This is a genomic window from Mucilaginibacter sp. (genome assembly GCF_965200995.1).
GTDB lineage: Bacteria > Bacteroidota > Bacteroidia > Sphingobacteriales > Sphingobacteriaceae > Mucilaginibacter.
This window is the reverse complement of the sequence record NZ_OZ241743.1, coordinates 961,171-980,867: the sequence shown is the minus strand read 5'-3', so window position 1 is coordinate 980,867 and position 19,697 is coordinate 961,171. Positions and strand designations below refer to the sequence as shown.

21 protein-coding genes are annotated in these 19,697 nt (G+C 46.7%); 11 read left to right on the top strand and 10 right to left on the bottom strand.

What is annotated here, in order from left to right; genetic code table 11:
- Genes ACY652_RS04765 through ACY652_RS04750 form a run of 4 tightly spaced genes read left to right on the top strand, consistent with a single transcriptional unit; the run spans position 1 to position 2,694 of the window.
- On the top strand, positions 1-813 hold the full coding sequence (locus ACY652_RS04765; RefSeq protein WP_462266857.1) for an enoyl-ACP reductase FabI: 813 nt from the start codon (positions 1-3) through the stop codon (positions 811-813).
- Positions 803-1,222 (top strand): holo-ACP synthase, encoded by a 420-nt coding sequence (locus ACY652_RS04760; protein ID WP_462266855.1) that lies wholly within the window; start codon positions 803-805, stop codon positions 1,220-1,222. The genes ACY652_RS04765 and ACY652_RS04760 overlap by 11 nt, the downstream gene beginning before the upstream one ends.
- Positions 1,223-2,044 carry an alpha/beta hydrolase gene (locus ACY652_RS04755; RefSeq protein ID WP_462266854.1) on the top strand — a complete coding sequence of 274 codons (822 nt, stop codon included), beginning with the start codon at positions 1,223-1,225 and terminating at the stop codon, positions 2,042-2,044.
- On the top strand, positions 2,041-2,694 hold the full coding sequence (locus ACY652_RS04750) for a 1-acyl-sn-glycerol-3-phosphate acyltransferase (RefSeq protein WP_462266853.1): 654 nt from the start codon (positions 2,041-2,043) through the stop codon (positions 2,692-2,694). The genes ACY652_RS04755 and ACY652_RS04750 overlap by 4 nt, the downstream gene beginning before the upstream one ends.
- Positions 2,695-2,897: 203 nt before the next feature.
- Here the strand turns inward: ACY652_RS04750 and ACY652_RS04745 are convergent, their stop codons facing one another.
- The 4 genes from ACY652_RS04745 to ACY652_RS04730 all read right to left on the bottom strand — a co-directional run bounded on the left by ACY652_RS04745 (position 2,898) and on the right by ACY652_RS04730 (position 9,044).
- Positions 2,898-6,656 (bottom strand): sensor histidine kinase, encoded by a 3,759-nt coding sequence (locus tag ACY652_RS04745; protein ID WP_462266852.1) that lies wholly within the window; start codon positions 6,654-6,656, stop codon positions 2,898-2,900.
- A 219-nt stretch (positions 6,657-6,875) separates the two neighbouring features.
- Positions 6,876-7,763, bottom strand: a complete 888-nt coding sequence (fabD, locus tag ACY652_RS04740) for an ACP S-malonyltransferase (RefSeq protein WP_462266851.1) — start codon at positions 7,761-7,763, stop codon at positions 6,876-6,878.
- A 100-nt stretch (positions 7,764-7,863) separates the two neighbouring features.
- On the bottom strand, positions 7,864-8,502 hold the full coding sequence (gene folE, locus ACY652_RS04735; RefSeq protein ID WP_462266850.1) for a GTP cyclohydrolase I FolE: 639 nt from the start codon (positions 8,500-8,502) through the stop codon (positions 7,864-7,866).
- Between the two features lie 125 nt (positions 8,503-8,627).
- Positions 8,628-9,044: a 6-pyruvoyl trahydropterin synthase family protein gene (locus tag ACY652_RS04730; protein WP_462268216.1), complete on the bottom strand. Its 417-nt coding sequence runs from the start codon at positions 9,042-9,044 to the stop codon at positions 8,628-8,630.
- A gap of 72 nt (positions 9,045-9,116) precedes the next feature.
- On the opposite strand from ACY652_RS04730, the gene mqnB reads away from it, so the two are divergent.
- Entirely contained in the window at positions 9,117-9,845 is a 729-nt protein-coding gene (gene mqnB, locus ACY652_RS04725) for a futalosine hydrolase (protein ID WP_462266849.1), read from the top strand.
- Positions 9,846-9,894: 49 nt separating this feature from the next.
- Positions 9,895-10,746: a menaquinone biosynthesis family protein gene (locus tag ACY652_RS04720; RefSeq protein WP_462266848.1), complete on the top strand. Its 852-nt coding sequence runs from the start codon at positions 9,895-9,897 to the stop codon at positions 10,744-10,746.
- Between the two features lie 177 nt (positions 10,747-10,923).
- Here the strand turns inward: ACY652_RS04720 and hflX are convergent, their stop codons facing one another.
- From hflX to ACY652_RS04705, 3 genes are all read right to left on the bottom strand, one after another.
- Positions 10,924-12,108 carry a GTPase HflX gene (hflX, locus tag ACY652_RS04715; RefSeq protein WP_462266847.1) on the bottom strand — a complete coding sequence of 395 codons (1,185 nt, stop codon included), beginning with the start codon at positions 12,106-12,108 and terminating at the stop codon, positions 10,924-10,926.
- A gap of 137 nt (positions 12,109-12,245) precedes the next feature.
- The gene (locus ACY652_RS04710; RefSeq protein ID WP_462266846.1) at positions 12,246-12,656 is read right to left on the bottom strand and encodes a hypothetical protein; all 411 of its coding nucleotides are present in this window, start codon (positions 12,654-12,656) and stop codon (positions 12,246-12,248) included.
- Between the two features lie 7 nt (positions 12,657-12,663).
- The gene (locus ACY652_RS04705; protein ID WP_462266845.1) at positions 12,664-13,302 is read right to left on the bottom strand and encodes a tlde1 domain-containing protein; all 639 of its coding nucleotides are present in this window, start codon (positions 13,300-13,302) and stop codon (positions 12,664-12,666) included.
- A 163-nt stretch (positions 13,303-13,465) separates the two neighbouring features.
- On the opposite strand from ACY652_RS04705, the gene ACY652_RS04700 reads away from it, so the two are divergent.
- The 5 genes from ACY652_RS04700 to ACY652_RS04680 all read left to right on the top strand — a co-directional run bounded on the left by ACY652_RS04700 (position 13,466) and on the right by ACY652_RS04680 (position 15,919).
- On the top strand, positions 13,466-13,867 hold the full coding sequence (locus ACY652_RS04700) for a DoxX family protein (protein ID WP_462266844.1): 402 nt from the start codon (positions 13,466-13,468) through the stop codon (positions 13,865-13,867).
- 65 nt (positions 13,868-13,932) lie between these two features.
- On the top strand, positions 13,933-14,697 hold the full coding sequence (map, locus tag ACY652_RS04695; RefSeq protein WP_462266843.1) for a type I methionyl aminopeptidase: 765 nt from the start codon (positions 13,933-13,935) through the stop codon (positions 14,695-14,697).
- A 91-nt stretch (positions 14,698-14,788) separates the two neighbouring features.
- Positions 14,789-14,959, top strand: a complete 171-nt coding sequence (locus tag ACY652_RS04690) for a hypothetical protein (RefSeq protein ID WP_462266841.1) — start codon at positions 14,789-14,791, stop codon at positions 14,957-14,959.
- 17 nt (positions 14,960-14,976) lie between these two features.
- The gene (locus tag ACY652_RS04685) at positions 14,977-15,480 is read left to right on the top strand and encodes a hypothetical protein (protein WP_462266840.1); all 504 of its coding nucleotides are present in this window, start codon (positions 14,977-14,979) and stop codon (positions 15,478-15,480) included.
- A gap of 181 nt (positions 15,481-15,661) precedes the next feature.
- A complete protein-coding gene (locus ACY652_RS04680; RefSeq protein ID WP_462266838.1) occupies positions 15,662-15,919 on the top strand; it encodes a hypothetical protein in 258 nt (85 codons plus the stop codon).
- 460 nt (positions 15,920-16,379) lie between these two features.
- On the opposite strand, the gene trpC is transcribed toward ACY652_RS04680, so the two are convergent.
- The 3 genes from trpC to ACY652_RS04665 all read right to left on the bottom strand — a co-directional run bounded on the left by trpC (position 16,380) and on the right by ACY652_RS04665 (position 19,522).
- Positions 16,380-17,165, bottom strand: coding sequence for an indole-3-glycerol phosphate synthase TrpC (gene trpC / locus ACY652_RS04675; protein WP_462266837.1), 786 nt, complete (start codon positions 17,163-17,165; stop codon positions 16,380-16,382).
- Between the two features lie 205 nt (positions 17,166-17,370).
- On the bottom strand, positions 17,371-18,030 hold the full coding sequence (locus tag ACY652_RS04670; protein WP_462266836.1) for an anthranilate synthase component II: 660 nt from the start codon (positions 18,028-18,030) through the stop codon (positions 17,371-17,373).
- A gap of 85 nt (positions 18,031-18,115) precedes the next feature.
- A complete protein-coding gene (locus ACY652_RS04665; RefSeq protein WP_462266835.1) occupies positions 18,116-19,522 on the bottom strand; it encodes an anthranilate synthase component I family protein in 1,407 nt (468 codons plus the stop codon).
- Positions 19,523-19,697: the final 175 nt, after the last annotated feature.

Genomic DNA, 19,697 nt, shown 5'->3' with positions numbered 1-19,697 from the left:
ATGATTGATAACAGCGGAAAAGTAGCGGTAATTTTCGGGGTGCGGAATGACAGCTCCATTGCCTGGGACGTGGCGGTAAAACTGCACCGCTCCGGCTGCCGCATTGCCCTGAGCTATCAACCCGATACCAAGGAAGAGGTACTGCATTTAATGGCGCAATTAGGCGCAGATGCCCGTTTTACGGCGGAAGTGGATGTGCGCGAGGAACGCCAGATACAATCCTTCCTGCAAATGGTAGCCCATGAAATGGGGCCGATTGATTACCTGCTGCATGGCGTAGCCTTTGGCAGCCAGAAAGTAATGTGCTATACCCTGCCGGGCAGCCAGGAACCGGCACCCGAATACATCAACATTCCGTTTGAGGAACTGATGGATTCGTTTAACATTAGCGCCTATTCCCTGCTGCGTATTGCGCGGGTGGCCGCACCACTGCTGGCTGATGGGGCATCTGTACTTACGCTTACCTATAACGCCTCGCAGCGGGTATTTCCGGGCTATGCGGGTATGTCGGTCAACAAGGCCGCCTTAGAGAATATCGTATTGTACCTGGCCGATTATTTTCGTACGCGGCAGGTGCGGGTGAATGCCATTTCCGCCGGACTGGTGATGACTACTTCTGCCGGGGGTATCAACGGGGTACGCAAGCTGCGTAAACTTACCAAAGCCACCGCACCGCTGGGCAACATCAGTGCCGGAGATGTTGGCGATACGGCCCTGTATTATTTTTCTGATCTGTCGAAAAAAGTAACCGGTAACATTCACTTTGTGGATGGCGGTTTTCATATCATGGGTATTGCTACCGATGAAACCTGATATTATTGGCGTTTATAAGCGGTTTATGGAAGATTATCCGCAGTTTATGGACGAACATTCGCATTTTATCGGCAATGATGTAGTGCATTTGCCCACCTTTCACTTGTCTTTAACCCCGGAGTTCATACAAAAAGTTTACACCGAACCAGAGCTGAACTACTGCCGGCAATTTGCCGAACCGCTGCTGCGCTATGCCTCCACCTGGGCCGCCAAAGAGGCCGTATACAAAGCTCTTAAGCAGGCAGATGCTGCGCCCGCCGGATGGAAGAATATTGAGATTACAAGGTATAAGCCGTCAGGGCAGCCAACAGTGGTGCTACATGATACCTTACAACAAGTGACTATCAGCTTAACTATCTCGCACGATGGCGATTATGTGTGGGCAGCGGCATTAGTGCGCATAAAGTAAATGATGACACAGCATTACTTCGAAAATGATTTTATTAAACTGCATTATTATAAATTTGGCAGCGGCAGCCAGGCTATGCTTTGCTTTCATGGCTATGGTATGCATGGCAGGCAGTTTACCGTATTAGAAAGTACACTGGGGCATAAGTATACCTTTTACGGATTTGATTTGCTGTTTCACAAAGGCACTAAGCTGGCCGATGAAAGCCTGGCTACCATAAAAGCAGGCTTTACCAAGCCGCAACTCACACAGTTAATCGATGAATTTTGCCGGTATAAGGGGATAGACCGCTTTTCGGTCATCGGGTATTCAATGGGTTCGCATTATGCTACTACGGTGGTAGAAGAAATGGCTGAACGAATAGATGATTATATTGTAGCTGCACCCTCCTCAATTTATGCAGGCAGGCTGGTATCTTTCTTTAGTAAAAACCAGGCAGGTAACCGTTTACTGGCCAAATTGATGCTAAGCGAAAAAGCAGTATTAAGAATACTGCGCCTGCTAAACAAAATCAATGTAATCGATGCCACCGCCCGCCGCATCCTGAACCAGGAGTTTGGTACGCCCGAACTGCGATACGCTTTTTACGCCTGCTTTACTTACCTGCGCTACCTGGAAACCAATGAGGAAAAACTGATACACGTGCTCAAGCAATATGCTATTAAAAGTGTGTTTATCTTTGGCAAGCGCGACAAGATGTACCTGCCCACAATTGCCAAACGGTTTTTCTCAAAGTATGAGCCTTCGGCAGTATTAGTACTGGATGAAAACCACGAAATGATTAACCATAATTTTGCCGCCGCCTTAGCTGATGTGTTATGATCATTAAATCGAAGCCTCTTACCCCCTTCTTTTTTAAAAGCGGCGCCTGGCTGCTGGGCCTGCTGTTTAAACGGCGGTTTAACAAGATGGTGATTAACGAAGTGCCTGTAAAGCCCAACCACTCCTACATTTTAATGTGCAATCATTTCAGTTTTTGGGATGGCTTCTGGGCGTATTACTTGTGCCGCAAAGTGCTGTGGAAAGAGGGGGGCATGAAGCGCATGTATATCATGTCGCTGAAAAAGCAGATGGAGAAGAACCCCTGGCTGCGCTACTGCGGCAGTTTCTCGGTCGATCCGGGCCGACGCTCCATCAAGGAAAGTTTTGAATATGCGGCAGAGGTACTGGCAGAACCGGGCAACCTGCTCATCTTTTACCCGCAGGGCAAACTTGAATCTTGCCATGTAAAGCGCATACAGTTTGAGCATGGCCTGGCCGAAATCGTACCTATCATCAAAGGTAAATGCCAGTTGTTCTGGAGCAGTAACATTATTGAGTATTTTGAAAGCATCAAGCCCTCAGTTTACTTTCATATGCTGGATTGCGGCACAGCTAATGATTTTAATTTTAATGCCCTGCAGCAGCACATAAATCAACATCATCGGGAGGCATTGCAGCGTACAGTGCGCTATACAGATGAGCTATTTTGATTATAAAAGCGGTTTTAAATGACAAACGGTATAATCCGTCAGGTCATTTCGACTGTAGGGGGAAATCTTCTGCCGTTGACCGGCTGCTTGAAAAAGATCTCTTCCTACGGTCAAAATCAACGTTTTTATATTTTTAGGCAACCACAGAAATCAGCCAAAGCCTTTTGCAGGTGTCATAGAGGATAATTCGTTCCCTTTTGCCGTTAAGCATTCTGGCTGATGAAACGTGGCTTGGGTACATTTAAATAGAAGGTAGTGCCCGCACCGGTTTCGGTTTCAAACCACACCTTGCCGCCGGTATTCTCAATAGAATTTTTTACAAAGGCCAGCCCCAAGCCCGTACCCGAGCTTTTGGTAGTAAAGTTGGGCTCAAAAATGCGCTCACGCAGATTTTCAGGTATGCCATTGCCATTGTCTTTTATGTGCAGCATAATACTGTTCTGGTTAATGGTATAGTCAATATCAATTTCGCCCGGCCTGTCCTGCGGCATGGCCTCAATGGCATTTTTTAGCAGGTTGTTAAAGCAGCGCAGCAACTGGTCGCGGTCGCCCATAATCATAAAGCGTTCATCGGCCGGCTTATAGTTAATGGTTACATTATCCATGTGCTTAAATATGGTAACGGCCTGCCACAGCAGTTCAAGTATATTTACCTTCTCCATCCGGGTATCGGGCATTTTGGCAAAGGCCGAAAACTCTGAGGCAATGGTAGCCAGGCTTTCTATCTGCTCTACGAATGATTTACTGAAACGCTGGAATTTATGGTCAAACTTAGGGTCCTGGTCTTTCCACGATTTTTCAAGCAGCTGCAAGCCCAGTTTAAGCGGCGTTAAGGGGTTTTTAATTTCGTGGGCCACCTGCTTGGCCATTTCGCGCCAGGCGCTTTCCCTTTCCGACTGGGCCAGCCGGTTGGCGCTGTGCTCTAACGCGGCAATCATTTGGTTGTATTCTTTCACCAGCGCACCAATTTCATCATTGCCCTGCCAGGCAATCGGCTCATTCTTTTTACCATACACAGTACGGCTCAGGCTTTGCTGAATAAAGTTAAGCGGCGCGGTAATCTGCCGGGCCACAATTACAGCCAGCAAGCCAATTACAATAAAAATGAGCGCATAGATGTTGATCATGGCATTCAGTAATGTGCCCATGCGCTCTTTGTAATCAGCCTCGTTTGAAAAATAAGGCAGTTGTAAATAGCCGGTTGTTACATTTTTTGAATTGCGGATGGGCGCATAAACCGATTTAAAATTTAAAGCGCCTACCTTTTCATCATTAATTACCACCGATTTTTGCAGGTTGTGCAGTTGTATGTAGGCACGCCCGTTCATACGCCGGGCCAGCAGGCCGTAATCATAAATTTTGGGCTGCGTGGTAAGCACCGGTACGCCGTCCAGGTTAAACATAGCTATATCTGCCGAAAAATTATCGGCAAAAGCATTAAACTGCATCCGGCTGTTGGCATTAAGCTGCTGAAGCTTATCTAACTGGCTGTTCTCAAAGGCGGCTGCAACACGCGCTGCCTTGTCGGTCATCATATCGTCCTGCTGCTGAATGTACTGCGATTGTATAGAGATAAAGGTAATGATGCCAACCAACAGCAGCGTTATTACTACAGCAATAATCATAAACAACTGTATGCGCGTTTTATAAAGTATACGGTTAAACCGCAATTTAAAGCTCCATACTAACTGATTATTTTTAACGGTTAATACTTTAACCCTTACCCATAGCCAAACCAGCCCTATTACCATAATAGCGAAGGTGAGCAGCACAATAAAAAAGAAAGTAAGCGTGGTAAGGCTGTTAACCAGGTCATCATCCTCGCGGGTAACCACAATGAGTTTGCGCTGGCTGGGCTGATACACCAGGTGATTGTAGTGTATACTGCGCTTATACCAGGGGGCTGAGGTGTTACCGTCGGCAGTGGTGGTAAAAACGTAACTTTTTAGTTTGCCGGCAAACATATTGTTTACCGTGTTATAAGTATAGCGCCCGTTCTGGCTTTGCAGGTTTCCGTTGTTATAAAAAGCGTAGGAGTAATTTTTAAATTCATTACCGGTATGCAGCTGATTGTTCATCAGCACTTGCGGATAAGAATAACTGAATTGCAGCGGCTTTGATTTTAAATCAATAATCAGGGTGCCTAAAAGTGAAGTGTTCTGATAAAACGGAATAATGGCAAAGTAACTCTTAAAACCAAAAGCGTTGTTTTCGCGGTAAAAGTAATCTGATACCTTAAAGGAACTGTACAGTACCATATCCTTAAAATCATTAAGAGCATATTGGTTGCCTGAAGCAATTGCCTTTCCGGAGGCATCAAATTCATTTATCTTGAGACTGTACCCGGCCAGGTACCCGTCGAAATAATGGGTTTGAAAATAAGTTTTGAGATAATCGGGGTTGTTTGAATGATGCAGAAAATATTCAATAAGTACCGGATCTGCCGCGATGTGGCTTTCTGTAGTTTTGAAAAGACGGTTGGCTATGGTATCATCTGAATTTTCCAGGCGGGTAATTATATTCTTGCGCAGCGCCTTCTCTCTTATGGATTGAAAGCCGGTAAATTTAACGGCAATAATAAGTGCGAAAACCACAACGATACTCAAAAAAGAGAACGGATCGAAGCGGGCGCTGTTATAACTCACCGCATAACCCCTGATCAATACAATAATACCCCATAAAATAAAAAGCGGGGTAAATATATGATGTTGCCATGTAGAAGCTATGGTGAGCAGCAGTATGCTGCCGGCTACAATGTAAACTCTATGTTGAACCGGGATATTAAGCTTATTACTAACCGTAAGCAGTGCTTCGCTCAATAAAAATACGGTAAGCAGGCAAAAGCAGAGTATAACAACCGCCAGCCAGCTAAAGGATGACAAGTCTAATACATTGTTTACATTAAAGTTAATTGTAGGATTGATAACCAGCCCCGCAAAAAGGTTAAGCAGTTGGGTAAGCAGGCAGGCCAGCAGCAAAGTGCCGCCTGCAGCAATGGCGTAAGCTGCCGGTACCGCAGTTTTTTGCCTGAATAGCTTGTTACGGTAAAAGTACAGAAAAGCAGCCAGCCAGCATATCAGCAGTGTGTTGATGCTTAAGTCGCCCAGCGAAGAAAATAAACGACCGGCGTGATAAAAAGCCGGATTAAATACATCCAGATTATATACTACAGGCGGGTAATGCCAGTACAGGTTAATAAAGCGCAATGCAGCAATAAATGCACAAATGATTACCACGCCCAGCCATACCCGCCCGCGTGCCGCATACCGCATGGCGGCAAGATGAACCAGCAGTGCCAAAATAAACAGGCCGCTGATCCATAACAACAGTTCAAACCCCCTGAATGCCTGATTTTGGTTATGCTGCTGCTTTAACTTAACCGAGAATAAATACTGGCGGTTGATGTTATAGATGGTTTGCACCCTGGTGTCATTGATGTCAGCAAGGGCAAGGTTATCATCACTTAGTAAATCCTGGTCAAAGGTATTTTGCAGGTAACGGTTTTGTATCGCGTACTCGTTTTTTACCGGTATAAAGAATATAGCACTGAAACGGCCTTCTGTTTTCCGTATTACCTCATAGTAACCGTTAGGCTGCCCTATAAAAGAGATCCCCTCCTTAATTGCCTCAGGATGATCGGGCAGTACTTTTATGCCGCTCCAAAAACTTAACTTGTTATTGTTAAGCGTAATCATCCATATTCTTTTACGCTTTGTCAACTCGTCTGTAAGTTGTAAAGCAAGCTGCTCATTACTGCTTATAAACTTAAGCTGCCGGTAATTATCCGGAGCGAGAAGAGCATTTACCCATCGCTCTTTCTTATGCAGATTAACTTCGAGCGTTTTGGCAGATTGAACCAGGTTATCTTGCGGGGTATAGGAACTGCGTACGATAACAGCCGTAAAAATCAGGCTAATGCCCAGTAAGGCCAGCAGGATGCGTATTTTAACCGATATGCTCAACTTAATAACTTTGTAACAGCCACTAACTGTTGTAAAAAACGTTTCGTTTTACCGGCCTTATTGCAGGTTGCTTTCTGTTCAGCTAAGTATCAGCCGGTGCAAACCGGCCTTAACAGCTCAAATTTACTGTAATTGTAAAGTACGCCCCGATAAATTCTTCTAATATAGTATTTCTGTAAAAGGAGCAAAAATAAGCCACACCTGAGAGCGGCTTATTTTTTAAGCGGCAGCGGTAGCACTGGCAGTTACCGCAGTTCTGTCTACTTTTTTCACCAAGCCTTGCAGTACGTTGCCGGGGCCAACTTCGGTAAAAGAAGTAGCGCCATCCTGCAGCATGTGCATAATGGTTTGTGTCCAGCGCACGGGGCCGGTAAGCTGCGCAATCAGGTTATGTTTAATCTGTTCCGGGTCGGTATACGGTTTGGCATCAATATTCTGATACACAGGGCAAACAGGCGCATTAATTTTGGTATGTACAATGGCATGTTCCAGCTCGGCCCGTGCGGCTTCCATTAAAGGGGAATGAAAAGCGCCGCCTACATTAAGCTTTAATGCACGCTTGGCGCCGGCCTCTTTCAGTTTCTCGCAAGCGGCATCTACCCCGGTAATGGTGCCGGAGATGACCAGCTGGCCGGGGCAATTATAATTGGCCGGTACCACTACATCGCTGATGCGCTGGCAGATGTCCTCCACCGTAAAGTCATCCAGTCCCAACACGGCAGCCATCGTAGAGGGCTGCAGCTCACAGGCTTTCTGCATGGCGTTGGCGCGTGCGGCTACCAGGCGCAAGCCGTCTTCAAACGATAGTGCACCCGCAGCTACCAACGCCGAAAACTCACCCAGCGAATGGCCGGCCACCATTTTGGGCTGGAAATCGTTCCCCAATACTTTAGCCAAAATTACGGAATGTAAAAAAATAGCCGGCTGGGTAACGCGGGTTTGCTTCAGGTCTTCTTCGGTACCGTTAAACATCATATCGGTAATGCTGAAGCCCAGAATGCTGTTGGCCTGCTCAAATAGCTGGCGGGCCTGCTCGTGGTTATCGTAAAGGTCTTTGCCCATGCCCGGATGCTGGGCGCCCTGGCCGGGGAATAAATATGCGTTCATATTTTAATTATTGAATAGTAGAATGAGCTAAGGATTGAATGAGTGAATGATAGAATGAATAATAAAAATTCACTCATTCTATCATTCACTCATTCAACAATCAACTCAACTTCGATGCTATCAGATTTAAAAATTCGGTTCTGGTTTTGTCTTTCAGGAACTCGCCGGTAAAGGCGGAGGTGGTGGTTACCGAGTTTTGCTTTTGTACGCCGCGCATACTCATGCACAGGTGGCGGCATTCGATAACTACGCCTACGCCCAGTGGCTCCAGGGTTTCCTGTATGCAGTCGCGTATCTCGTTGGTCAGGCGTTCCTGCACCTGCAGGCGGCGGGCAAATACGTCTACCACGCGCGGTATCTTGCTCAGGCCCACCACATGTCCGTTGGGGATGTAGGCCACATGGGCCTTACCAAAAAACGGCAGCATGTGATGCTCACACATCGAGTATACCTCAATATCCTTTACCACCACCATCTGGCTGTAATCCTCCTTGAACATGGCCGAGTTGAGAATCTGCTTGGCATCCAGATCGTAACCCTGCGTTAAAAACAGCATGGCTTTGGCTACACGCTCAGGGGTTTTCAGCAAACCCTCGCGCTCCGGGTTTTCCCCCATCTGGCTAAGCACTTCTTTATAATGGCCCGAAAGGCTGGCAATCAGTTCCGGGTTGTAGCGGTCTATTTTATGATAGCCGTTAATGCCGGCATCACGGTTTGGTATATCGTCGTCGTCAATCATTGTTTGTTAGTTGAGTTAATGATCGAGGGATTGGATGATAGAAGGATTGAGTTATTGAAAAGTATGAGTATTATTTCTTGACAAAAATCAATCCTTCTATCATCCAATCCTTCTATCATTGTATATTATTCCCCAAAATATTCGGCAGAATTATTTTCGGTTTCAAACAGCTTTACCGAGTGCAGGAACACGCCCTCGTAGGCCTCGATGGGCGCTTTCAGCTGGTTGAAAATCTCAATGGTGAGTATCTCGGTAGAAGCCATTTTGCCGGCCATAAAATCTACATCCTTATTCAGGTTCTTATGGTCGAGCTTATCGATTACGTAAGTATTGATAATTTCCTTTAGCTCCTTTAAATCCATCAGGTAACCGGTGGCGTGGGTAATTTCACCTTTTACCGTTACAAACAGGTTATAGTTATGCCCGTGCCAGTTAGGGTTGGCACATTTACCAAACACTTCCTGGTTCTGCTCTGCGCTCCATTCCTCGCGGTACATGCGGTGTGCGGCGTTAAAATGTTCTCGGCGCGTTATATGAATCATCATAATATAATTGGGTGCAAATATACAAAACAAAAGCAGGAGGGTTGTTTTATATTAGCCGGTAAAAAAGAGATGAAGGTACTGGTAGTAGCGGCAACTGAGTTTGAGGTAAGCGAACTGATTGCGTTGGCGGGAGACGGAGCTTTAGAGCGGGGAACGGGGAGTTGGGAGCGGGGAACCGGAGCGCGGAGCGGGGAGAAGGATAGCGTTATTAAACTGAACGATAATCTGTCGGTACTGATCACTGGCGTAGGTATGGTGGCTACGGCTTTTGCTTTAGGTAAGCATATGGCTACGCATACCTATGATCTGCTGCTAAACTTAGGCATTGCCGGAAGCTTTGAACGCAGCATTGCTTTGGGGGAAGTAGTGGAAGTTACCACCGACACGCTCTCTGAACTGGGGGCCGAGGACGGCGAAAACTTTATTTCGGTTAACGAACTTGGTTTTGGCGAAGGGCGGTTTAATGCCACTGCGGCCTTAGCCAATTACTACACCGGCGAGCCATTGCAACAGGTGAGCGCTATTACGGTAAATACGGTGCATGGTAATGAGCAAAGCATAGCGCAAATATCCACTCGGTTAAACGTGCAGTTGGAAAGTATGGAAGGTGCGGCCTTTTTTTATGCCTGCCAGCAGTATCGGGTGCCGGGCCTGCAAATCAGGGCCGTGTCAAATTATGTGGAGAAACGTAACCGTGATGCCTGGCAGATAGGGCTGGCCGTTAAAAATCTGAATACTTTTGCATTGAAATTTTTATTGGAGCGGGAGGGAAGAATAGGGAGCGGAGAAGTGAATTAAGCTTTCTCCCGCTCTCCGCTCTTTCCTCCCGCTCTTCCAAACAAAACTCATGAAACTTACCCTCGGCTTTTCGCCCTGCCCCAACGATACGTTTATTTTTGATGCACTTATTCATCAAAAGATTGATACCGAAGGATTGACCTTTGAGGTATCTTATGACGACGTGGAAACTTTGAACCAGAAAGCCTTTCGCGGCGAACTGGATGTTACCAAGCTCAGCTATCATGCCTTTGCCTACGTGGCCAACCAGTACGTATTGCTGGATGCCGGCAGCGCCCTGGGCTTTGGCGTAGGGCCGATGCTGATTTGTAAAGGCGACCCTCAGCAGTTGCTTGCTGAATTAAAAAGTGAAAATTCAAAAGTTAAAATAGGTATACCGGGTAAATATACCACGGCTAATTTCTTATTAAGTCTGGCTTTTCCGGAGGCGCAGCACAAAGAAGTGCTGATGTTTTCAGATATAGAGAACGCCGTTTTGGATGGCCGCGTGGATGCCGGCCTCATCATCCACGAGAACCGCTTTACCTACCAGGATAAGGGGCTGAAAAAGATTATTGACTTAGGTGATTTCTGGGAGCAGGAAACCGGTTGTGCCATACCGCTGGGTGGCATTGTGGCTAACCGTAATTTACCGGTTGAGGTACAGCACAAAGTAAACCGTGTACTGCGCCGTTCGGTAGAGTTTGCCTTTGCCAATCCCAAATCAGGTTTGGAGTTTATCCGCTCACATGCCCAGGAAATGAGCGAGGAAGTGATGTATAAGCATATCGACCTGTATGTAAATCAATACTCGATTGATTTAGGTACCGAAGGCCGCAAGGCTATCCGGTATATGTTTAGTAAGGCGAATGAGGAGCACATTATACCGGAGATAAAAGAGGGGTTGTTCTTAGCCCCCTAACCCCCTGAAGGGGGAACAGAAGTTAAAGAAAACTCTCAAAGCGTCATTGCGAGGTACGAAGCAATCTCTCTATAGTTATTTAAGATGTACTGTAGAGAGATTGCTTCGTACCTCGCAATGAACTGTGTTAATTATAAAGATATCTTAATTCCTGACTCTTAGTTCTTGCTTCTTTCCTCAATATAGCAAGGCATCATTTGGATAGCGTTCTATATGAATATCAATCACCTTATCATACAGCAGCTTCCTGAACTCGTCTACATTTTCCTTCTTCAGTGCCGAAATAAATATAGCCGGACTATTATTAGACGCCATCCAGCTATGCTCAAACTCCTCAATAGTGAGCGGCTGGGCCGGATCTTCTGGGTGATGTTGTACCGGCTGATAGGCATCTATCTTGTTGAATACTGTAATTATAGGTTTATCAACTACCCCTAAATCTTTTAGCGTTTCGTTTACGGTGCGTATCTGATCTTCAAAGTTGGGGTGCGATATATCAACTACGTGAATCAATATATCGGCCTCGCGCACCTCATCCAGTGTAGATTTAAAGCACTCCACCAAATGGTGAGGCAGCTTGCGGATAAATCCAACTGTATCTGATAACAAAAACGGCAGATTATCAATCACCACCTTACGCACCGTGGTATCCAGCGTGGCAAACAGCTTGTTCTCGGCCAGGATATCCGACTTAGAAATCATGTTCATGATGGTGGATTTCCCTACGTTGGTATAGCCCACCAAGGCCACACGCACCAGTTGATGGCGGTTTTTACGCTGTGTTTCATTCTGGCGGTCAATATGGCGCAGTTTCTCCTTGAGCAGTGATATCTTGTTCAGAATTAAACGGCGGTCAGTCTCAATCTGCGACTCACCCGGCCCACGCATACCGATACCACCCTTCTGGCGCTCCAGGTGCGTCCATAAGCGGGTAAGGCGGGGTAGCAGGTACTGCAACTGCGCCAGTTCTACCTGGCTTTTGGCCTGCGCCGTTTGGGCACGGCCGGCAAAAATATCCAGTATCAGGTTGCTGCGGTCTAATATCTTTACCTGCAACTCGTTTTCTATATTTCGTAATTGAGAGGGCGAAAGCTCATCATCAAACACCACCATATCTATCTCCTCGGCCTTCACATAAGCCTGTATCTCTTCAAGTTTACCCGAACCTACAAAAGTGGCGCGGTCGGGCCGCTGCATTCTTTGGGTGAAGTGTTTCAGAGTAATGCCGCCAGCAGTGGTGACTAAAAACTCCAACTCCTCCAGATACTCTTTGGTTTGCGCTTCAGTTTCGCCGGGCGTAATCACACCAACCAAAATCGCTTTTTCCTGCTTCGCAGCGGTATCATAAAATTTTTGTCTCATTACTAATGATAAGGCAATTGGAATGCCAAGTCCAAAAAGCTAACCTTTTGTCGGATAACAGTGTCGCTGGAGTGCCAAATTATCAGCAGGGTATTAAGCAGATGAATCAAAGACCTTAACAGAAAATTTATAGTATCTTATTTAACACTAAACTCGCCGGAAGCTGCTACCATAGTCATAGCATCAGGCGCAGGCCCGGAGGTAATTTTAAGGCGGTAAGCATGGCCGTTTTGCCGGTATATAGCAGGTATTCTTTTTAGCTGATAAGCGCCTGCAACGGTTTTACCCGCTATTAGCTTGCGTACTATTGCCCCTCTTTCGGGTACGCCTGTTGAAATGTCTAAAACGATTTCGCGCCACTGGCCATCCAACTGTTTTTCCAAACCAATGTAGTAGTAACCCGCAGATCCGGATACCTGGTAGTTTAAAGTAGCATTGGCCGTAAAGTTGGGGCCGTTTATAATTTTAACAGCCGGTTTTGATTGCTGCGCCTGGCAGGAAATACAAAAGCTGAACAGCAGGGCAATAATCACGCTACTTAATTTCATGGGATAGTTATTTGTCGCTTTGGCCATAAGTACTGGTATCATCATTGGCGTAATCAACCATTAAGGCAACTTTGGTAAATGACTGCCGTGCCTTGATCAATAAATCGAACACCTGCGGATTGGTTTCAATGCAGCCATGCGAAAACCCTTTATGCGAATCGTGCAAATAAAAGTTGTTTCGGCCAAAGGTTTTGGTTGCCTTATCGGCAAACAGCCGCGCCCTGGTGTTGCCCCAGCCCGGGTAGATAATTGTATCTCCGGCAGAATTAACAATCGATTTTGGTATCTGCTCAATACCGCCATCTTTATTCGACAGCAGTTCACCGGTACGGCTATCATGTTTGGCAATACGTGCAGGGTTGGGCATCAGGTATATCCAGTACTTGCCTTCAGGCACCGGCCCGGCATCTTTAATATTAGTATTGCGGGCCCGCTGGTAACCCGGCAAACCGGAAGAAGCCTTGTATTTGGCAGTTATCCCTCCCTTTTGCCCATAAGTGCCCTGATAAACATAAACGAAAGCGCCATCATACGCTAACCAGATGGGCGCATTATCTTTGAAATGATCCTCCAGGCCAAAGGAATGTACATTGGTATTGGCAATGGCGCTCAGTGTGCGCAGGTCAATTTCGGTAAGCATTTCCATAATTTATCGGGTTTGCAGCGGCTACTATCCGTGTAATACAACCAAGCGATGTGCTAAAAGTTTCACAGGCAACAGGATGCCGTTATCGCCTGCCGGAGGTGAAATTCCCGACAGGCTTGCGGTATAGTTCTTGCGGCATAGCCGGAAGCATACCTTTATCCCTATGGAAAATAAAGAAATCATCAGGAACGGAGCGCGTATTTTATTAGGCTCAAGTTTAATATTTGCCGGTATCAGCCATCTTACCTTTGCCCGAAAAGGCTTCAGGGCGCAGGTACCTAATTGGGTGCCGCTGAAGAAAGATGATACCGTTTTATATTCAGGCTATGTAGAAATAGCTTTGGGCAGCGCCATTGTGTTTGCCCCTAAAAAGCACCGCGAAACGGTGGGTAAAGTAGCCGCCGCGTTTTTTGCAGCCGTTTTTCCGGGTAATATTGCACAGTATACCCACAGCCGCAGCGCCTTGGGCCTCAATACCGACCGAAAAAGATTCGTGCGTTTGTTCTTCCAGCCGGCTTTGGTTGGCTGGGCGCTGGCAAGTACGTATGATGAAAAAAGTAATTAAGGTTTTCTTATCAGTACACTAATCTGCATTCAGGTTGTTAATTTTACCACAGCTAAAATTTATTTATGTCGATATCCACCGAAGGCGAACGAATTGGTATACAGCAGGCCAGCGATGCGGTAGCCATCACGCTCAGCAAAATGCGGGCGTATGCCAGGCCGGGTATCTCCACCAGGGAGTTAGACGATTACGGCGGCGAACTGCTGATGCAAATGGGCGCCCGGTCTGCACCTAAATTGACCTATGATTTTCCTGGCTATACCTGCATCAGCGTTAATAGCGAGGTAGCGCACGGTGTACCAGCAGCCGATAAGATTTTGCAGGAAGGCGACTTGGTGAATATCGATGTATCGGCTGAACTGAACGGTTTTTGGGCGGATAACGGCGGCTCGTTTATCTTGGGTGAAGACATTCACGGGCACGGTAAACTGGTAGAAACCTCGAAGGCAATATTGAAAAAGGCAATCAGCCAGATTAAAGGCGGCGTAAGGATATCAGACATCGGCAAACTGATTGAAACGGAGGCCAAAAAGGCCGGTTATACTGTGATCAAAAACCTTACCGGGCACGGCATTGGTCGCAGCCTGCATGAGGAGCCGCATGATATTGCCAACTATTGCGACCGCTTTAATACCGACCGCTTTAAAAAGAACTCCGTAGTGGCCATAGAAACCTTTATCTCCACCCGCTCTACCATTGCCGATACCCAAGCCGACGGCTGGACGCTAAGCGGCAACAAAGGCGGCTTTGTGGCCCAGCACGAGCACACCATCATGGTAACCGGCGGCGAGCCGGTGATTTTTACGGAGAAGAACGGGATTTGGGACTGATGATGCTTGCTTACACCCGTTCGCAAGCGAACGTTAAGCCTTGTATAACAATTTGAAAAACGTGATATTAGCGATAACAAAACAGCGTGCTATGTCGAAACTGACTCAATATCAAAGTTTTCAAGAGTTGAAAGCGGATTCCGGTGATAGTAAGGTAGGCAGGGGGCAATCTAAAGTGATGCATGCTGAGATGCAAGCGTTCTTCTCGCGTTTAAGGATAGAACACCTTAAAAAACAGCTTTCTGCTGATACGAAACGTTAGGTTGCCGGCTTGTAAAAGTGGAGATAGATTTAATTGAGCATATTCTTGAGTTATGCATTGTTTTGAACAAACACCGGCTGCAATATTTAATTGTAGGTGGTGCTGCTGTGGCTTTGCATGGTTATTATAGAATGTCAATCAATGTTGCAGGCGATATAACGGATAGACCGGATTTGGACTTTTGGTATAATCCTACCTACAGCAATTATTATAATTTATTAAATGCTTTAGAAGAATTGGGGCAGGATGTTGCCGAATTTAAAAAAGAGCAGGCCCCCAATCCTAAACAATCTTTCTTCAGATATGAATCTGAAAAATTCACACTCGATTTCCTGCCTGCATTAAAAGCGCCGCTCAAATTTGCTGCCTCATTCCGCAACTGCGAGATTGTGAATTTAGGAGGTACAGATTTGTTTTTTATTGCTTATGAAGATTTAATAGCTGATAAAGAAGCAAACGCTCGTGTTAAAGATTTAGAAGATATCAAACATTTAAAAAGTTTGAGAGGTGGAGAAGGATAAGTAGCTGACAGTTTTGTGGTATTGGGAAGGCCGCTTGGTAGTTGTAACGCTTTCACAGCAAGCAGTGGCGTTGCAAACGTTGAACGGAGAATACACGTTTTATAAACAAGCATAATTTAAAGGTTTACTATAAAAAGAGGACAGGTATTGTAAAGCAACTGATATTCATTAACTTTAAATTATGACTTTAACAGAGTTGAAAACATCGCTGCATCAAAAGATTGACGCCTCCGATAATGTTGCCTTACTGGAGCAACTGTATGCCGTTGCCAATCAGCCTGACGGCGTATTTCTTATTCCTGAAAACATGAGGGAAGGCATAAGGCAGGGTATTACCGATGCTAGCAAAGGCCGGTATCATAGTTGGGCAGAGTTTGAGAAGAAATATCAGCTTGCGCTCGTTTGCAACGAGCCGCTTAAATCTGTTGGGCGTTTATAACGCCTCTACGCCAAGTAGTAGCGTTGCAAACGCCGAACATAAGATGCGCTCGTTATAAACGAGCGCGAGTGTAAGAAAATAAGGATTGTACAAAATAATACTTTTACTTTAATCTCCAACAGCAAAAAGGCCATCTTTAATTAGAAGAAAATTCTTCAAGGTTTTTGTATACAATGCTCTTTGTTTTTGATCAAGAGAGGAGCTTTGAGATGTCAAATGGTGTTTTAGCTCACTGATAATTAATTCAACGTGGCTTTGGTAGAGCCGGGTGTCTCTGTAGGGATTAAGATATATTCCAGTTTTTTTAGTTAAAATGTCAAACACGACCTCTAATAAGTCAAAATCAGTCGGTTCAATGGTAATAACAGATTTTGACGTTTGGTGTCATTTAACTCATAAAAGTCTACAGCCATAATAGGTTATGTTTTGTCATTTCATATATAGTTTTTTGATGTCCATTCTACCGCATCTCCCTCACAAACGCCTCCATTGCCCTCCCCGGCTCGGCCTGCTTCATAAAATTCTCACCAATCAAAAAGCCATTAAAGCCGGCCTGTCTCAGCTGGTTGATGATGGCCGGGTCGCTGATGGCGCTTTCGGACACTTTTAAAAAGTCGTTGGGGATGTGTTCAGCTAATTGAAAGGAGGTATCTACCGATACGGTAAAATCGGCCAGGTTGCGGTTGTTCACGCCGATGGCATCCAGGTTGGGGGTGAGGCTGCGTTGCAGTTCTTCGAGGTTGTGCACTTCCAGCAATACGCTCATCTCCATGCCTTTGGCCAGGTCGGCAAAGCGTTTGATCTGCTCCGGGGTCAGGATGGCGGCAATGAGCAGGATAATGTCTGCACCAATGGCCTTGGCTTCCACAATCTGGTACTCGTCTATCATGAAATCCTTGCGCAGGATAGGAATGTCGTTCACCCGGCGGGCCTTGGTGAGGTCGCGCTTGCGGCCCATAAAGAATTGCAGGTCGGTCAATACCGACAGCGCTGACGCCCCGGCAGCATTATAAGCCTGCGTAACTTCCATTACATCCGCCTCGCCGTTAATCACCCCTTTGGAGGGCGAGCGGCGCTTAAACTCGGCAATAATGCCGGTACGGGCCGGGTCAGTTAAAAACTGTTTTAACGAGTAGGGCGTGCGATGAAAATGCTCCGCTTCTTCCAGTCGCATATAGGAGAACCGGTTCTTGCCGGCCTCTACTTCTTTTTGTTTTTGCTGAACAATACGGTCTAAAATGGTCATGCCCCCTCCGCCCCCTAAAGGGGGAACTTTTTTTATGGTGTTATATAATATTCAATCCTTTTCTCCTGTCATTTCGACCGCAGGGAGAAATCTTCTTCAGGCGACTGGTCTGCGGCAGAAGATTTCTCCCTGCGGTCGAAATGACGGTGCTGGTGGGCCAGCGATACAGCTAAAGTAAGCATTCCCACATTAACCCTAAAGCCAGCTATCCAACTCCTGCTCCCCCTGCAGGGGGCCGGGGGGCTAACCAGTTTTTAAGCATCGCCTTCCCATACTCTGTCAGTACCGACTCGGGATGAAACTGCACGCCGCGCACATCATACGTGTTGTGCCGCAGGGCCATTATGGAGTTATCCCTTTCGTCCACCGCCGTAATGGTCAGTTCCGCTGGCAGATCATCAGGATTTACCACCCAGGAATGGTAGCGGCCTACATTAATGGTGTCGGGCAAACCGGCAAACAGCTGCTCGCTGCCCTCGGTTACCTTTACCGGAGTGGCTATGCCGTGCATCGGCCGGCTCAAATTATGCAAAGTGCCGCCAAATGCCTCGGCAATGGCCTGCTGCCCCAGGCAAACGCCTAAAATGCTTTTGCTTGGGGCGTATTCCTTAATCACATCCAGCAGCAAACCGGCTTCCGAAGGAATACCCGGCCCCGGCGACAGGATGATCTTGTCAAAAGCGGCTACATCTTCCAGTTTAAACTGGTCGTTGCGCCACACCGCGCACTCCATCCCCAGTTCATTCACCAGGTGCACCAGGTTGTAGGTAAAGGAGTCGTAATTATCGATGATGAGGATGCGTAACGGCTCGCCCCCCGGCCCCCTGAAGGGGGAGGAAGAGTTTGTATTTTCTGTATTAGTCATTGGCTCATTAGTCATTGCGTCATTCTTTTTTATTTACCGCTCTTGCTATTACCTCCCTCCCCTTCGGGGAGGGCTGGGGAGGGGTTTAAAGTTCCTGCGCTAACTCCAGCGCTCTCCGCAAAGCTGCAATCTTATGGTTTACTTCGTTCAGTTCACTTTCGGCTACCGAGTCGGCCACAATGCCGGCGCCGGCCTGGTAGTGCAGGGTATTGTTCTTGCTCAAAAACGAGCGGATCATGATGGCATGATTAAAGTCGCCGTTGAAGCCTAAATAACCAATGGCCCCGCTGTAAAAGCTGCGCTTGATGTTCTCGTTGGCATCAATAAGCTCCATCGCCCGGTACTTGGGCGCACCGCTCAGGGTACCTGCCGGGAAGGTATCGGCCACAATTTTAAACGAAGGTACGCCCGGTTTCAGCTTGCCGCATACTTTAGATACGAGGTGAATGAGGTGCGAATAATATTGTATCTGCTTAAAGGCCACCACCTCTACCTGCTCGCAATGGCGGCTCAGATCGTTACGGGCCAGATCCACCAGCATCACGTGCTCGGCAGATTCTTTGGGGTCGTTTTCCAATTGGCGGGCTATTTCGGCATCCTTCTCATCATCGCCGCTGCGCTTAAAAGTGCCGGCAATAGGGTGTATGGTGGCCTCGCGGTTTTTGATGGTGATCTGTGCCTCCGGCGAGGAGCCGAAAATGCGGAAGTTACCATAATCGAAATAGAACAGGTAAGGCGAGGGATTGATAGAGCGCAGCGCCCGGTACACATTAAACTCATCGCCGGTAAAGGCCTGCGAGAAACCGCGCGAGGGCACAATCTGGAACACATCGCCCCGGTAAATGTGCTGCTTCATCTTTTCCACAATGGCCATAAAGCCCTCATCCGTCAGGTTCGATTGCTCGCTGCCCTGCGTGTTAAAATGATATTCCGGGAAATTCTTGTTCTTGATAAGGTACTCGATTTTTTCAATACCATCGGCAAAGCCATCTTCAAACTGGTTATGAAAAATATACAGCTCATTTTTAAAATGGTCGATACCAATAATATACCGGTAAAAATGGTATTGCATTTCGGGTATCCTACGCGTATCGGCTTCATCCTGCTTCAGCCGGATGGTTTCAAAATGCTCTACCGCCTCGTGGGTAAAATAGCCGAACAAACCGTTCGAGATCAGTTTTACCGGTGCTTCCTCCGTTTTAAACTGCTGTAAAAAGCGGTCAACCTCGGCAGGCAAATCAAAGGTGCCAGGCTGCATGATTTCTTCGCTGCCATTAGGGTATTGCTTTTTCAGTACGCCATCGGTAAGGGTAAGTCCGCCCGCAGGGGCGCAGCAAATGTAGCTGGCGCTATTCTCGCGGCTGTGGTAATCCGAGCTTTCCAGCAACAGGGCGTTCGGGAACACATCGCGCAGGCGCAGGTAGATGCTTACCGGCGTGGTGGTATCGGCAAGCAGCTTTTTATAAGTTGTGGTTATATTAAACGGGGACATGGAGGATATAAAAACAAAAAACCCGGCATCTCTACATAGCCGGGTTCCATTATCAGGTTTATAATTGTTTAATCTTTCAACAGCATAAGAACAACCGGCTACTTTATATGGATAAAGCGCCACCAATTGTTAGTGGTATGTTTAGCATGGTTAAGCATCACCGTAGCAAATATAT